A 14,668-nucleotide genomic window follows, 5' to 3' on the forward strand; every position below is an offset into this window, starting at 1 on the left:
GGCGATCTATTTTGTTAATTTATTCTTTAAGTTTGCCATCACCTGTTCCACAATATCCTGAATCATACTTTCATTTAATTTCTGTGGCTGAGTGTTTTTAGTTTGAGTTATTGGCAGAGGATCCGTACTGCAGACTGTAACTCTTCCTGGTAGATTGAATTTCTCTCTCAAACCAAGCAACCGATCGCGTTCTTCAGGCGAAAGAATATTTAAATTGCCCAATTGAATGGCTTTCCAGACAATGCTGGCAGTGTGTTCAAGAGTTTCCATTTTATAATAAGCATTGAACAAGTCACTGCCAAGAGTGAGAGCCCCGTGGTTTTCGAGCAAGATTGCATCCGAGTTTTTAATGTAAGGTCGAATTTTATCTGGTATTTCAGAGGTGGATGGTAAACCGTAAGGGGCTATAGGCACAGCACCTATTACAATAATTGCTTCTGGCAATACGCATTTGTCCAGAGGGATGCCGGCAACCGCGAAACTTGTTGCAAATGGCGGATGCGCATGTACCACAGATTTGATATCGGGTCGTTCTTTGTAGACTTCGAGATGCATTTTTAATTCGCTCGAAGGACGATATTTCGAATTTTTTGTAATTACGTTCCCTTTTCTATCACATTTAATTATCATGTCGGTTGTCATGAAACCTTTACTGACTCCAGTTGGAGTAGTTAAAACCTCATTGTCGTTTAATAAAACTGTTATGTTGCCGTCGTTTGCAGCTACATATCCCCGCGTCCAGATCCTTTTACCGACCTCCACAATATGTTTACGTAGTTCCCATTCGTTTTGCATGGTTTATTCCTTTATTATTATTTTCTTTTGTAAACATCTAAATAAAATATCCAATATTTTTCTGAACATGCAATATAATCTTTATAAATGCCAGCTGATATTTTATAATTCAGTTTTGTTATAATCAATTTTGTCTACGATGGCAATAATAAGCGTCCTGATGGGGGCCAGGTTGAGACCGAAAATAGATTGAGCCACACCTGGGGCGCCACCACAAACAACAATGTCGCCCACACCAGCTCCAATATAATCGAGAGCCACATGTTCATCTTCTAATATCGTACCGTCTGGAAGCACAGGTCTAACGACATAAACTTTTTTACCGTTATAAGCTTCGTGCTTAACGACGGAAACTATTTTTTTTGTAACTTTTGCAAGATACATTAAACCACACTTTCAACTAATTCAACTATGCTTGCATTAACGGGCGCAAATCCTGAATCGAACGCTTGCGTCGCGTCGGTGCTTGTAACGTAGACCACCAGGTCGCCTTCGGCAGCAATATTTTTTGGATCGGCTACTACAATTGGATTGCCGATCGGTTGTATTTCCGACGAAACAGGTTGAACGATATACAAATGACATCCTTCCAGTTCTTTAACTTTTTTAGATGCCCAGGTTTTTCCAATAACTATTCCCAATTTCATGACTAAGCTGTAATCTTTTTAGTAATCTGGACGTCATCAATAATAGCTACAATAACTGCATCGATTGGAGAATCTTTTGTAATTTCCGTCATACGGGCAGACGAACCATAAGTCAAAAGTACAAAATCGCCATCGCCTGCTTGAACGGCATCGATTGCCACATGGTACGAGCCGATCGGTTTCCCCTCGTGATTGACTTCTTTACATAGTAGCATTTTTTTCCCTATTAATTTAGGATCTTTATGAGTTGAAACTACAGTTCCTATTACTTTTGCAAATATCATTATTTAATATCACGATTAAATGATTCTTCCAATTCATCTACCGGTCGTGGAATTACCAGTTGAGAAATAACCTCTCCGACTCTGGAGGCTGCTTCGTTGGCAGCGTCGATTGCCGCGCGTACTGCAGCCACATCGCCTTCAATTACAAACGAAACGTATCCGCTTCCCACCTGCCGCCATTCCACAATATCGACATTAGCGGCTTTTACCGCTGTATCGACACCTAATATTAAAGGCGCAAAGCCTTTTGTTTCCAGAATACCGATTGCATTTTTAATTGCCATTGTATGCTCCTTCCATTAATATTTTTATACAAATCTGAAAGATTTATGCGTCATTATACGGCGTTTTCTAACAAAGTGAATTGGAGTACAAATGCCTTCACCGGTTGGCGTTGCAATTGTGTGAGAAAAATAACCTTCACCGAGGTCGCCGCCATTTCCTCTCAAAGTTCCGCCGTTAATTACATGAACGTCACAGTCCAAAATGCGAGTAAATCGTGTGACCCGCTCTATATCCTTTGAAAAAATACTGGCAGTGTGTTTAAAACCGTGCTCTGCTTTTAATGCAGCCTGAAGCCCTTCTTCGAAATCTCTTACTCTCACAACTGGTATGCAGCAAGTCATCTGTTCAGCAACCACCCAGGGATGATTCTTTTCAACTTCACCGAACAGTAAAGGTACATCCTGCTGCAATTTGAGACCTATTGCACTTCCTAAAAAGGCGGCACTTTTCCCAGCGAATTCTCTTTTTATCAACCAGTGTTTGCCCGATAATTCAAGAGCTTTTTCAGCCAGTCGATTCATCTCTTCGTTTGAAAGGCGATAATTCCCTGCTTTTTTCATTTCATCCATAAATTGTTCAAAGACAGTATCGACAACAAAAATTTCTTTTTCAGCGATGCAAAGAATATTGTTGTCGAAACTTGCACTCATAGTAATCTCTTTTGCTGCGAGTTCGAGGTCGGCGGTTTCGTCAACTAATACAGGAGGATTTCCTGGACCAGCCGCAATAACTTTTTTGAGATACTGCAGAGCCATTTTAACCACCTGAGGTCCCCCGGTGACCGACAAAAGTTCAACTTTTTCATGTCCAAACAAAATTTTTGCCGTTTCAAGCGTGGGCTCGGCAACGCAGGTTACCAGATTTTTCGGAGCACCTGCGGCGACCATATATTTATTTGCAAGTTGAATTACTTTTGCACTCACCTTTTTAGCCGACGGATGTGGATTAAAAACAATCGTATTTCCGCCTGCCAATTGAATTATGATATTGTTAATTATAGTGGGACCAGGGTGTGTACTTGGTGAAATATTACCAATAACACCAAACGGCGCATATTCGTCAATTGCCAGACCGTTTTTGCCCGACCATGCTTTTGGATATAAATATTCTACCCCGGGACTATGATTAGCGGCATTCACAAATTTTGCTATTTTATGGTCGACACGCCCCATCCCTGTTTCTTCAACAGTCATTTCAGCTAATTCTTCTTTATTTTCGAGAGCCATTTTTCGTACTGCATCGATAAAATTTTTACGGCACTGAAGGCTTCTTTCTTTATACTTCTGGAAAGCTTCGTGAGCGGCTTCGACTGCTTCGTTCATATCAGTATATACTCCCCAATCACCCTTGTCCGAGCTTACTTCAGCTGAACGGGTCATTGTTTGCGACACTACTTTTTCGACTACCTGTTCGACAATTTTTCTAATTTCATTTTCGTTCAGATTCACTGCAATCCTCGTTTAGCTTTTATTACTTCTTCAAATTTAGAGGTTCAATAGGAAATTTACCCGACAATTTTTCTGAAGGACGAGGGATAATAATTTGGGATAATACATTTCCAATATTCGAAGCTGCCTGTGTGCCGGCTTCTACAGCAGCTTTAACGGCAGCTACGTCGCCTCTTATAACAATGCTCACTCTGCCGCCTCCTACTTTAATCCATTGTGCTAATCTGATATTGGCGGACTTAACTGCTGCATCAGCAGCTTGAATTGCAGCCGTAAAACCCAGGGTTTCAATTATTCCCAATGCTTCCAGCATATCATGCTCCTATTTTTTTAACATTAATAGTTCGAAGACTTCCTCGTGTGCCGACGGTATAATATTGGTACAGACCAATTCTCCCACTCGTGCAGCCGCTTCTGCACCTGCTTCGACAGAAGAACGGACAGCACCCACTTCACCTCTTACCAGAGCAGTTACATATCCTCCGCCTATTTCAACGCGCTTCACAAATTCTACATTTGCCGTTTTAAGCATGGCGTCGATTGCATTAACTGCTCCTGTATTACCTCTTGTTTCGATAAAACCAAGAGCAACTCCTTTTGTCATTTTTTCTCCTATCCGATTTGTTTATAATTTATTTTTATTCTTCTTTGATTCAAAAACTCTTTTGCGCCAGGTGTAATAACTGTGCCTGTGGGAATTATAATCTCAGAAAAGTTTTTTTCAATCTGCATTAGCATGTTTTCTGTAAGCACAGGTGTTTTGAAATTACTCATATCAATCTCGAATGAGTCGTTTTTACTTTTCTCGATTTCTTCATAGGTAAATTCGTAACCTCTCTTTTCTAATTCTTTTATAACTTCTTTAATAATTACTTCGATTAGTGTTTTGATATTAATTTTGTCCAAGACTAACTTTTTTGTTTTTTGTAAATAATTTTATTCCCGTGTGAAACCGAGTCGACAATTCCGATGATCGTATTGTCGGTTGCTACCTCTTTAGTTTGTGCTGTTAATCTTGCCGATGATGACGAGCAAAGCAAAACAATATCCCCTTGACCGGCATTAACTGTATCGATACACGCGGCAGTGTGAGCAGTCTGTTCTAAATTTTCATTAAGATAATTAACCACAAGAATTTTCAAGCCTTTCATTCTACCTGCTTTTCTGGTTGAGACTACGTTTCCTATGACTAGACCAAATTTCATATTTACATTTTCCCCAAAAATTCGGCATACACTTCGCCTTTTATGAATGCTGCATTTGCGTCGTCTGTATCAAGGTGCATCTGAAGCCGCCAATTGTCATTAATTCTAATCAAAACATTTTCGAATATAGTGCTTTTGATTCCTGCTATTCTAACCTTACAATTGTCGCCGTTCTTGACTCCAAGAGCGAGAGCGTCTTGAGAATTCATGTGAATATGTCTATTTGCAATTATTGCGCCTTTTTCTAGGAAAACCGAGCTATTAGGACCAACGAGGGTAATAGGGGCCGCTGAATCGAGTGAGCCCGAGTTTGTAACCGGCGGTTCCAGCCCGAGATAGATCGAATCAGTAAGTGAAACTTCTACCTGATCATACTTTCTCAAAGGCCCAAGTATTCTTACATTCTCGATACATCTCATTTTTGGTCCGACGATTGTGAGTGTCTGTTTCGAGGCAAATTCTCCCGGTTGATATAAAGGGCGCATAACTTCGAGGTTAGCATCTAAACCGAAGAGTTTTTTAAATGTCTTTTCGGTAAGATGAACGTGCCTGTTTGACACACCTACGGGGATTGGAGGGAAGGTACTTCTAAAGAAAGTGCTATACTTTCTTTCAATCGAGCGGGAAATTTCATCAACTATAGCTGTAATAAACTTTTTCTCTTCCGAGTCGTAATTTTTAGCCGCATCATTATTTATGTCGAAGCCGGGCAAAACAACCCTCCTCTTATTTAATTTTATAAAGAGGACAAGAAACAGAGTCTAAATTCAATAACGAAAAGGTTTTCGAAAACCTTTAAGCGAATCTAACACTTCCTCATTCTTTTGTCAAGTAGATTGCTCAATTTTTTATTAAAATTTACCGCCTGTCAATTTTTTTAACGACTCAAATAACTTTAATCCATCATTTATTCTTAAATTGTGTTCCATTTTATTTTTTACTGAAAATGATGGACATGAAAAATAAGAAGACGGGTCTTGCGCTTGGTACAGGCGCCGCAAGAGGACTTACTCATATTGGAGTGCTTAAAGCCATTGAAGAATACGGAATTCAAATTGATTACATATCGGGCAGTAGTATTGGTGCATTGATAGGTGGCGCTTATGCAATGGGAATGAGCGCAAAAGAAATTGAAGAAATTGCCCTTAAGACCAACTGGAAATTGATGGCTAAAATTTTTACCCCTACTTTATCTTTATCATCCCTTGTTAATTCAGATTATCTGGATGAATTTTTGAGTACTATTTTCGGCGGCAAAAATTTTAATGACCTAAAGATTCCATTCTCTGCAATTGCCACCGATATTTTAACCGGTAAAATGGTGGTTCTTGACAAGGGAGATTTGACAACTGCTATACGTGCCAGTATCTCTCTGCCGATTATTTTTTCTCCGGTTACTTACGGTAAATATAAACTTCTTGACGGAGGATTGGTTAATCCGACTCCTGTGGATATTGTAAGGAAACAAAATATCGATACCGTTATTGCCGTCAACTTACGAAGATTCGAAACCTATGGAATAAATCAAATTCACGAAACGGAAAACAAAAAGATGTCCGACAACGAACTCAAAAAGTTATCACTAAACGAAAAGATTCAGTACTTTATAAAAAATCCTCTTCATTACATCAATAGCCGGAATGAAACACCCGACCCAAAGTTTTGGGAAATTTTGTATCAGATGTTCATTATAGTCCAAGTTCAAATCAGCGAGCTTACACTACGAATTGCCAGACCCGATATTTTGATCGAGCCGGATACCTGCAAATACAAACTCCTCGAATTCAATAAAGCAGAAGAATTAATTGAAATCGGTTACAGAACTGCAAAAAGTAAGCTGAAACAGATTAAAAATTAATAGCACACAAGTCATTCCTTATTTATGTATTTAATACACTAATTTTATTAACTTACAATCGTTATTAATTTTCAATTGCTTAATTAAAGACGGGGGAAATATGAAAATTCTTTTAAGTTTACTAAAATCATCTGTAAAAAAATTACTCTTATTTATAATGTTTAGTACTCCTCTTTTAGCACAACCTTCCGGAGGTCCTTATGGACCGATGACTTTGAAATACGATTTGCCCAAAGTAAGCGGTACGATTTATTATGTTTCTCCAAATGGTAATATCGGAGCTGAAGGAACAAGTCTCGATAACCCTACAACAATCGAGGAAGCTATTAAAAGAGCAAAAACCGGCGATGCCATTGTTATGCGCGGTGGTGTGTATCGAACTGGCAACCTGATATTCAATCAAGGGATAACAATTCAACCTTATAAGGACGAACAGCCAATTCTTAAAGGTACGTACGTCGCCGATAAATGGGAGAACCTGGGTAATGGTCTCTGGATTACAAAATGGGAACGTCTATTCCCTTCCAAACCACAAAGCTGGTGGCGCAGGGATCGTGAAGGCAAAAATACGCCATTGCATAAATTCAACAATGATATGGTTTTTGTCGACGGGAGATTCCTCCAATCTGCTGGATGGGAAGGCGAAGTGGACGAAAACAGTTATTACATCGATTACGAAAGAGGACTGGTTTATATTGGCATTAATCCCGAAAATCATTTAATCGAAATTACAGCTTTCGATGCGGCGTTTATTAGAACAACCAAAGAAATCAATGGAAAGACTCCAGATAAAAAAGGTTTTAAACTCAGAGGCATTACATTGACGCAATATGCATACCGCGCCATCGAAATCGAAGGCAAAGACCCTGAAGGTTTGTCTAATGAAAAAGATCATGGAAAAGACGTCGTCGGTACAGTTATAGAAAATTGTACAATTACTTACTGTTCGCGCGTAGCTGGATATTTCCGAGGCGATAGTCTCGTAATTCGCAACTGCTTAATCAGCGACACAAGCACGGAGGGAATCTACATCCTCAGTTCTTCTGACGTGTTATTAGAAAAGAATATTATTAAACGAAACAATATTGAACAAATCACCGGCTACTATCCGGCAGCAGTAAAAATATTTAATCAATGTTATCGGGTAACATGTAATGATAATCTTGTAATTGACCATCCATACTCGAACGGAATATGGTACGACGTAGGTAATGTAGACGGCGTTTTCATAAATAACTGGATTGAAAATATCGGGAACTTCAAATCGCCTTATTCAATCGAACAACCGTGGCCGAGTAACAACGGTTTTTTCTTCGAAATTTCGAAGGGAGCCATTTGTGCAGGTAATGTTTTCGTTAATTGCGACCACGGCGTCTGGGCGCTCAACAGCTCAAATGTGAAGTTTTATAATAATACATTTATAAATAGTATGGCATGTATTTCCCGCAATGCACGAAGCGCTCAGGGCGACCATTTCGGATGGCATCCAAGCACAGGCCCTGATGTAGACGAAAGAGTGGGACACGAATTCGTTAACAATCTATTATATGCCGACGAAAGTTACAACAGACCTTTGCTTTATATATGGCAGCCTGCAACTATTTGTGATTCCATTAATGATCCTCAGGTATTAAAATTGGATTATAATGTTTATATTCATAAGTCAGTCGACCCACACAAACCGGCTTTTATCTGGAGTCCTGCTAATAACGAACGCTGCCAATATCTATTTGATTCATACGATGAATTTGCAGTTGCATTTCCACAATACACAGAGCATAGTAAATATTACAAAAACTATAATGGTCCGTTGTTCAAAAATATAGAACTACATAACCTTGAACTCTTAAAAGAATTTCCTGCTGCAAAGGCCGGTACGGAATTGCCGACTTATATTGAAAAGTTAATCGGGAAAAGATACAAAGCCGTTGGAGCTTATATTGCAAAATAATAAAAAAGCAGGCTGAAAGTGGCTCAATACCAATTCAGCCTGTTTATTATTTCTCACTTAATTAACTCAGTAACTGATTAAATGAACATTACTTTTCAATATTAATTAAATATACTGCAAAAAGAGCTATCCTCTCAGGAGCCTGTGCTTTAGCTATAATAATAAGTAATGTAAGAAAGAGATTACAATTCCTGCTGCAATTAGATATTGAACTTTATTGATCATAATTACTCATTAAAATAACCTGTTCTTTCTGTAAATATCTTTTCGTTTTTGTCTTTAATAATCGTTAGAGTTCCCGTTATTTCAGGTCCGTTTAAAAGTGTTTTATCATTAATTCGTACTTTTTCTCGTGGTCCTCTATCCTTGTTGAGATTCCACATATATTCACCCTGAGCGTCAATATAAATTCTTTTCATCGTCAGTTTCAGCTGATTACCACACAACTCGCCAACGAGATAATCGAGTGTGTTTACTATTTCTCTTCCCCACGACGAACCGTGAACAATCTGCCATATACCTTCTGACTGAAGAATTGTAACGTCGTGAAATTCACCAGCAAGATATAAGTCGACATTATAATCTCTCAAAGTTTTATAGAATTCACTCTCTTTTCCTCCATTGAGCATCAATTTACTGGAGGAACGTGCATTAATATTCCCCCATATCGGAACATGCCCCTGTACAATTTTGAATTTTGCATCTTGATTTTCGCTCAATACCTTTTTTAACCAGTCGAGCTGTTCTCCTATAACTCCAAGATTCATAGTGTCTGATACGACTTCAAATGTTTCTACAGTTATCAATAACAAATCATTTTCCCTGTAATAATATGCCAATCCTTTTTTCCCTTCGGGACCATTTTGAGGCATGTCAAGAATTTTCCGGTAAATCTCTTCAAAATAGGGGATCAATTTAATTTTTTCGGGCGGCCAGGGATCGTCGCCCAATTCATGATCGCCCACAGCTGTAAAGTATTTTAAGCCGTATCGGTTGAGTCGTCGTACCCATCCAGAATAGTAAACAGTGCCCATATGTTCAACGCATTGAGGACTGTCCCACCAGTGGCCATTGACAAGATCACCAGCAATCAATACAAAATCGGGATTTTCGTTTTTAACCTGAGTCAGAAAATAGTCAACCGCAGTATCATAATCTGGCCAGGGCTCCGGTATATCGAAATTGAAAAAGTCCGGGAAACTGACAAACTTCAGAGTATCACAATCATTAATGTTTTCATTACTCTCTGCGCCTGTAGAGTTTACAAACGAAAATAATATTATGGTTAATATAAAAACTTTTGTAGCTCTCATATCGTTGCTCTTCTTTGATTGAATATTAACGACGGCAAGTATAAAAAAATATTTCGATAAACGCTCGAAATAGAAAGAGAAATAGTGGAGTTTAATTATTGTAATCGATACTGATAGTTAATTATACTTATTCGCTCAACTCAGAAAAAATCAAACAGGACACTATGGAATCAACATAGATGAATTTTATTAAGTAGAGTTGTTAAAATTTCATATCAACAGAATCATTTTTCTTATTTCCGATTTGCCATTATAAAAAATACCGTAGTAGTATATTCTCAAAGCAAATTAACTCGCATACCATTCGATGCTCTGTTTGCCCTCGTGCTTATTTCCACTATAAAGTAGTACTCTGCCTAAAGCATCAATAACAATAATTTTTACTTCGCCAGCTTCAGGGATATAATAGTCGATATTCGTAACAGCATTGAACGGATTCGGATAGTTCTGTTTAAGATAAAACTTGTCGATTCTTTTTAATCCTTTTTCACTTACAGAGGTTATTTTTTCAGTGGTATGGTAACGTCTATGTTTTTATTGTTGTTCGGATTTGTTACCATTATTCGTAACGAATCGATACTGGAAGCATAAACTTCGTCGGGTATTTCGAATAAGATCTCGTTTCCTGAGTAGGGATCTGGTTTTATATTCCGTTTAAATACTACGATAAAATTTGTATCGCCTTCTGCTTTCACATAAACGATATGGTCAACGGCGGGGCTATCTGTGGCAAATTTAATTTGAATTTCTCTGTTGTTATAAAAATCTGTGGTATCTAAGGAGAGGATAAAGTTATAATTTGCCCGTGTTATTTTATTGATATTTATAGTAGGAAAAAATTTTTCCTGCCACTTAAGCGTAGAACCAGCTGGTAGAACTGCTGGTTCAAAAAATTCATGTGAATTGCCAGCCCATAATTCCACATAAGGTCTTCTCATATTTTGCGGATTAACAAGTGGATTGATACTTTCATAATCGTCGTATTTCCATGCCCAGATTTTTGTACCAGGAGTAATGTTATTATCAGCAATCCTTATCAATCCCTCTTCGTTGTTGCGATTTATTGCTCCCCAGTAATTACGATTTTCGTCATCCCAGATATAAGCGATGCCGTCGTTTGTCCAATTTTTCCAAAAACGTAATTCCTCGAAGTAATAGATGCCTCTTTGACCAATCACTTGTTTTTCTTGTCGAGCAATGTCAGGATACCAGGAAGGTATTTTAATTTTTTCGGCAGGGACAATTATTTCAAGACCGCCCGTACAAAATGTATTATCTGGCGTTGAGCCTGGCGCTAGTCTCATACATGTCCAGTATTCATACTCAATGTCTTCACCTTTATTATTCTTAAGTACTACTTCTGTATTAAGAACTGGCATTCCTTTAACGAGTGTAATGATATAATCGCATAGGATATCGGTCATACCGTATTTCCACTTATACGGATCTGCATCTTTAAATTGAATTGTATCCCACCACCTAATAACGCAACTTATGCTGTCCACAGATTGATGAAGAGTATCAAAATCCCAGGGTAAGAATCAGGTTTTACCATGCTCTGGCTCAGTTAATGTAGGGAATATGCCACCATAAACCATCAACCATTTCTAATAGAACCAATCCTGACCAACTCCATACGGTACACCAACGGGATTTCTGTATAGCTGTTCGTGTCCTGTTGGTTTATATATCATGGAAAGTTTTCTTACTACAAATTAAGGTACCAATAAAATTTTTAAATAATCGTTTTCGAGGATAAAAGCATTTAATTTAATTGATACTGTATCGAATGGCTCTTGTGAATAGTATGCAATCGTATAATCGTCATTAAGGTTGTACTTGAATGTATACCATGTTATAACTGTATCTTTCAGTATAACTTGTGCCTCGATAGTAAAAATTGTTAATAGAAAAAAAATCGTGGTAAAAAATTTCATTGCGCCACTTATATGCCGATTATTCGCTGATTTTATAACTATAAATTGAACTTCTTGCAACGATATAAAGCTGATTCTTTTTATTGTCGACCACCACATTAGTTGGTCTTTCTGGTACTTTAATTCTTTTCAGCAATTTACCAGTTTTATCGTAGACGTAAACATCGCCTGCAGGAATGTAGACATTTCCTTGCGAATCGACTGCTACGTCGAGTTCTCCCTGTTCTGCAAATAATTCAGGATCGGTAAGCATACCGTTATTCCTGACTTTGAATTTCCAGGTTTTTTGACCGAATTCATCTGCCATATAAAATTCTTTACCGGGAAATGCGAGTCTGAGCGCGACTGCTCTGTTAAGGTCATTGTACTTTGGAATAATCAACGTACTGTCTATCGAAATAAAATATTCTTCGAATGGATTGTTATTATTTCGGAAATAGATAGTATATGAAGAATGGCTATATGGGTTGCAAGCAATGGAATCTGTTGTAATCGTCAGGAAATCGTGTTCGTCCCGCCATAGATGAGATGGGTGCGCAGCATATTGAGGCTGTATAATTCCAGGTTTAATTGTTTTCAAGGGTAAAAGGTTTTCATCAGTTCTGTCTAAGTTTGTACTATAAACTCCTCCTGAAGTTGAAGTAATTATTAAATTGCCACTTTTATCAAAAGCAAGAGCCAATGGCTCAAATGTTAAATCCTTAACGGTAGAAAGTGTGCTGTCATTTGCCGACCATTTATATATCCTCTTAAAACGTGAATCAGTAAAATAGAGGTTGCCTTTTTCATCGAGAGTAGCACCAGCAATAAATTCAAAACCGCCTGTCAACTTTACTAAGTTGCATTTTTTATCTGGCGATTCAGTGCCTTTAATTAAGAGTCGTGCAATTTCTCTTTCACGAACGTAAATTTTTTTATTTACATCATACAATGTATTGTCGTATGAAAATACTGTAGGGCTGTAAACGTGTATGCCGCGGAAGTCAATATTTTTGCTTTTATTTACAAGGATGCCGTACGGATATGGAGTTTTAATTCTAATTACCCTATAGAGATAGAGATTCGCAAATAATAAATTTGATGAGTTTTCAATTTTCAATGGGAGCGCTTCGGGGCTTTCGGCACTCTCTTCTTCCATCTGTAAAGCATAAATTTCCCAATTAGAGACGTTCTTAAAAATAACTTCATTGCGTACGTGATGCTCCACAGACATAGCATAAATTTTACCCGGTGTAGAAGTCTCGGAAATGTAGACACCTGCTGTTGCGTACGTATTCGGTGTCCAGATATCTTTAAATATTCCTCCACCTCCATTGGTAATCCACAAACTCCAGTATTGTTTATCCCAGTCCCAATCCTTCAAAGGATCTCCTGTTCTGTATTCATTATAAATTGGGACGTACTTACCTGAAACAGTATAAGTACCGTGTCCACCAAGAAGCCGTACGTCATTCATTAATGATTTACTCCCTGCCATCCACTTTACTGCAACTGCTCTGTTGTTATATAGACCTGGATCGATACCTAAACCAGTCACTATGTTATTCCCACCTTTTGAAGTTTCCACTAAAGCAATTGGACTGCCTTCACGATTGAATTCAGGTGATTTTTCTTCTAAAACTATTTGTGTAGTAATAGGATTCAAGCCGATTAAAACAGTATTATTCTTTAGCTGGATAGTTTCTTTAACTTTATATCTACCCGAAGGGAAATAAATAACATCATATTTTGAAATTGCTTCTTTGATAATTTCTGTGTCGTCATCAATTCCATTCCCCTTCGCTCCGAGTCTTTTGATATTTACCCAGTCTTTTTCTTTAGGAAGTGGAGGAATTTCTTTAGTATAGTTTATTAAGGGCTCATTTTCATTGTCATATTCAAAGAGTGTCTTGATTTCAGATCTGGCAGATAGACTATCGATTTGAAGTCCATGTATAAAATTAATTATCCGAAATTTTTTATCGGGCACTTTTATTGTCTTCCCACTTTTTCTAAAAAATGCAATAGTATCAACATTTATACACAATACATCTTTCAAATTATATTGCGCAGTCGAATTATATTCTTCGCTAAGTGTAAGGAGTGTGGCGCGGATGTTTTCAAAATAAGAATGGGTGATGAAAAGTTTTTCTGATCTATCTGGATTAACAGTAATTGCGTTATATAAATTTTTGAAAACAGAATTAACAATAGTAAGACCGGCTTCTTCAGTTTTAATTGCGGCATTTTTCTGATTTTCGAAAGTACAATCTATGATAAGAAATGGCCAGCTTGGTGAGGTTTTAGTTGCAATAATGCCATATTTCCCATCCACGAAGCTACAATCTTCAATTTCATTACCAATCTCTTCAATGCCTGCCAGAGCATTACCAACATAAAAGTCGACATGTGAAATAAAAGAATGCTGTGCAAAATGCGATCGAACAGCAACTGCTGAAGAATTGCCATCTTTTATTACAATTGCAACATTACTCAGTGCACTGTAAAACGTCCCAGGATTGGCATCAATTATTTGTTCTCCCTCTAAGGGTTTATTGCTAGCAAAATGAAACAGATATTTATGCTTAAGGTTGCTAAAACCAGGCGTATTTTCCTTAAGAACAAAAATAGGTTTTCTTTTGCCAATACCAATTACTCTTATTCCTTTCCAGATATAGACGGTACTCGAAATTTCATACTCACCTTCGGGAATAAAAACGATACCATATTTAGATTTTCTTTCGACCTCGTCGATTGCCTCCTGCAGTGCTTTTGTATCATCCCCTTCTGCATCTGGAGTCACATCAAATTTATCCGGCGTTAAATAGACTGCAAGTGAATCGAATAGATACGGTGGATAAAATGATTCTGACATTTTTTGTGGATGAAGTTGAAGTGTAACAAAAAAAAATGAAAGAATGGTGAGTATAATTCTTTTGCCGCTCATTGCCTCTCCCGTTATTAAA

At 37.8% G+C, this 14,668-nt stretch carries 18 protein-coding genes; 2 read left to right on the forward strand and 16 right to left on the reverse strand.

Going from position 1 to position 14,668, the window contains the following annotated elements; translation table 11 throughout:
• Positions 1–6: 6 nt before the first annotated feature.
• From ACUN8G_RS13930 to ACUN8G_RS13980, 11 genes are all read right to left on the reverse strand, one after another.
• The gene (locus tag ACUN8G_RS13930) at positions 7–795 is read right to left on the reverse strand and encodes a class II aldolase/adducin family protein (RefSeq protein ID WP_437347784.1); all 789 of its coding nucleotides are present in this window, start codon (positions 793–795) and stop codon (positions 7–9) included.
• A 102-nt stretch (positions 796–897) separates the two neighbouring features.
• The gene (locus ACUN8G_RS13935) at positions 898–1,179 is read right to left on the reverse strand and encodes a EutN/CcmL family microcompartment protein (RefSeq protein WP_437347783.1); all 282 of its coding nucleotides are present in this window, start codon (positions 1,177–1,179) and stop codon (positions 898–900) included.
• Complete coding sequence (locus ACUN8G_RS13940) at positions 1,179–1,442, reverse strand: EutN/CcmL family microcompartment protein (protein WP_437347782.1); 264 nt, start codon at positions 1,440–1,442, stop codon at positions 1,179–1,181. The genes ACUN8G_RS13935 and ACUN8G_RS13940 overlap by 1 nt, the downstream gene beginning before the upstream one ends.
• A gap of 2 nt (positions 1,443–1,444) precedes the next feature.
• Positions 1,445–1,726 (reverse strand): EutN/CcmL family microcompartment protein, encoded by a 282-nt coding sequence (locus ACUN8G_RS13945; protein WP_437347781.1) that lies wholly within the window; start codon positions 1,724–1,726, stop codon positions 1,445–1,447.
• The gene (locus tag ACUN8G_RS13950; protein WP_437347780.1) at positions 1,726–2,010 is read right to left on the reverse strand and encodes a BMC domain-containing protein; all 285 of its coding nucleotides are present in this window, start codon (positions 2,008–2,010) and stop codon (positions 1,726–1,728) included. The genes ACUN8G_RS13945 and ACUN8G_RS13950 overlap by 1 nt, the downstream gene beginning before the upstream one ends.
• Before the next feature lie 24 nt (positions 2,011–2,034).
• Complete coding sequence (locus tag ACUN8G_RS13955; protein ID WP_437347779.1) at positions 2,035–3,459, reverse strand: aldehyde dehydrogenase family protein; 1,425 nt, start codon at positions 3,457–3,459, stop codon at positions 2,035–2,037.
• Between the two features lie 22 nt (positions 3,460–3,481).
• Positions 3,482–3,772: a BMC domain-containing protein gene (locus ACUN8G_RS13960; protein WP_437347778.1), complete on the reverse strand. Its 291-nt coding sequence runs from the start codon at positions 3,770–3,772 to the stop codon at positions 3,482–3,484.
• 9 nt (positions 3,773–3,781) lie between these two features.
• Entirely contained in the window at positions 3,782–4,063 is a 282-nt protein-coding gene (locus ACUN8G_RS13965) for a BMC domain-containing protein (protein ID WP_437347777.1), read from the reverse strand.
• 8 nt (positions 4,064–4,071) lie between these two features.
• The gene (locus ACUN8G_RS13970; protein WP_437347776.1) at positions 4,072–4,365 is read right to left on the reverse strand and encodes an HAD family hydrolase; all 294 of its coding nucleotides are present in this window, start codon (positions 4,363–4,365) and stop codon (positions 4,072–4,074) included.
• Positions 4,366–4,367: 2 nt separating this feature from the next.
• Entirely contained in the window at positions 4,368–4,664 is a 297-nt protein-coding gene (locus tag ACUN8G_RS13975; protein WP_437347775.1) for a EutN/CcmL family microcompartment protein, read from the reverse strand.
• 2 nt (positions 4,665–4,666) lie between these two features.
• Positions 4,667–5,377, reverse strand: a complete 711-nt coding sequence (locus tag ACUN8G_RS13980; RefSeq protein WP_437347774.1) for a PduL/EutD family phosphate acyltransferase — start codon at positions 5,375–5,377, stop codon at positions 4,667–4,669.
• 242 nt (positions 5,378–5,619) lie between these two features.
• Between ACUN8G_RS13980 and ACUN8G_RS13985 the strand changes: the two genes are divergently transcribed.
• Positions 5,620–6,522 (forward strand): patatin-like phospholipase family protein, encoded by a 903-nt coding sequence (locus ACUN8G_RS13985; RefSeq protein ID WP_437347773.1) that lies wholly within the window; start codon positions 5,620–5,622, stop codon positions 6,520–6,522.
• 100 nt (positions 6,523–6,622) lie between these two features.
• Positions 6,623–8,473, forward strand: coding sequence for a right-handed parallel beta-helix repeat-containing protein (locus ACUN8G_RS13990; RefSeq protein ID WP_437347772.1), 1,851 nt, complete (start codon positions 6,623–6,625; stop codon positions 8,471–8,473).
• 227 nt (positions 8,474–8,700) lie between these two features.
• Here ACUN8G_RS13990 and ACUN8G_RS13995 read toward each other — a convergent pair whose 3' ends face one another.
• The 5 genes from ACUN8G_RS13995 to ACUN8G_RS14015 form a co-directional block, all read right to left on the reverse strand.
• The gene (locus tag ACUN8G_RS13995; protein ID WP_437347771.1) at positions 8,701–9,786 is read right to left on the reverse strand and encodes a metallophosphoesterase family protein; all 1,086 of its coding nucleotides are present in this window, start codon (positions 9,784–9,786) and stop codon (positions 8,701–8,703) included.
• A 288-nt stretch (positions 9,787–10,074) separates the two neighbouring features.
• Positions 10,075–10,290, reverse strand: coding sequence for a T9SS type A sorting domain-containing protein (locus ACUN8G_RS14000; protein ID WP_445480958.1), 216 nt, complete (start codon positions 10,288–10,290; stop codon positions 10,075–10,077).
• Positions 10,287–11,210, reverse strand: a complete 924-nt coding sequence (locus tag ACUN8G_RS14005; RefSeq protein WP_445480955.1) for a DUF5107 domain-containing protein — start codon at positions 11,208–11,210, stop codon at positions 10,287–10,289. The genes ACUN8G_RS14000 and ACUN8G_RS14005 overlap by 4 nt, the downstream gene beginning before the upstream one ends.
• A 291-nt stretch (positions 11,211–11,501) precedes the next feature.
• Positions 11,502–11,723: a hypothetical protein gene (locus ACUN8G_RS14010; RefSeq protein ID WP_437347769.1), complete on the reverse strand. Its 222-nt coding sequence runs from the start codon at positions 11,721–11,723 to the stop codon at positions 11,502–11,504.
• 19 nt (positions 11,724–11,742) lie between these two features.
• On the reverse strand, positions 11,743–14,649 hold the full coding sequence (locus tag ACUN8G_RS14015) for a glycosyl hydrolase family 28-related protein (RefSeq protein WP_437347768.1): 2,907 nt from the start codon (positions 14,647–14,649) through the stop codon (positions 11,743–11,745).
• Between the last annotated feature and the right edge of the window lie 19 nt (positions 14,650–14,668).

This window comes from Melioribacter sulfuriphilus (assembly GCF_052656625.1).

Excerpts from the sequence above, each read along its gene's own strand:
- ACUN8G_RS13930 (WP_437347784.1), bottom strand. The coding sequence starts at position 795 with ATGCAAAACGAATGGGAACTACGTAAACATATTGTGGAGGTCGGTAAA.
- ACUN8G_RS13935 (WP_437347783.1), bottom strand. The coding sequence starts at position 1,179 with ATGTATCTTGCAAAAGTTACAAAAAAAATAGTTTCCGTCGTTAAGCAC.
- ACUN8G_RS13940 (WP_437347782.1), bottom strand. The coding sequence starts at position 1,442 with ATGAAATTGGGAATAGTTATTGGAAAAACCTGGGCATCTAAAAAAGTT.
- ACUN8G_RS13945 (WP_437347781.1), bottom strand. The coding sequence starts at position 1,726 with ATGATATTTGCAAAAGTAATAGGAACTGTAGTTTCAACTCATAAAGAT.
- ACUN8G_RS13950 (WP_437347780.1), bottom strand. The coding sequence starts at position 2,010 with ATGGCAATTAAAAATGCAATCGGTATTCTGGAAACAAAAGGCTTTGCG.
- ACUN8G_RS13960 (WP_437347778.1), bottom strand. The coding sequence starts at position 3,772 with ATGCTGGAAGCATTGGGAATAATTGAAACCCTGGGTTTTACGGCTGCA.
- ACUN8G_RS13965 (WP_437347777.1), bottom strand. The coding sequence starts at position 4,063 with ATGACAAAAGGAGTTGCTCTTGGTTTTATCGAAACAAGAGGTAATACA.
- ACUN8G_RS13975 (WP_437347775.1), bottom strand. The coding sequence starts at position 4,664 with ATGAAATTTGGTCTAGTCATAGGAAACGTAGTCTCAACCAGAAAAGCA.
- ACUN8G_RS13985 (WP_437347773.1), top strand. The coding sequence starts at position 5,620 with ATGAAAAATAAGAAGACGGGTCTTGCGCTTGGTACAGGCGCCGCAAGA.
- ACUN8G_RS13990 (WP_437347772.1), top strand. The coding sequence starts at position 6,623 with ATGAAAATTCTTTTAAGTTTACTAAAATCATCTGTAAAAAAATTACTC.
- ACUN8G_RS13995 (WP_437347771.1), bottom strand. The coding sequence starts at position 9,786 with ATGAGAGCTACAAAAGTTTTTATATTAACCATAATATTATTTTCGTTT.
- ACUN8G_RS14005 (WP_445480955.1), bottom strand. The coding sequence starts at position 11,210 with ATGACCGATATCCTATGCGATTATATCATTACACTCGTTAAAGGAATG.
- ACUN8G_RS14010 (WP_437347769.1), bottom strand. The coding sequence starts at position 11,723 with ATGAAATTTTTTACCACGATTTTTTTTCTATTAACAATTTTTACTATC.
- ACUN8G_RS14015 (WP_437347768.1), bottom strand. The coding sequence starts at position 14,649 with ATGAGCGGCAAAAGAATTATACTCACCATTCTTTCATTTTTTTTTGTT.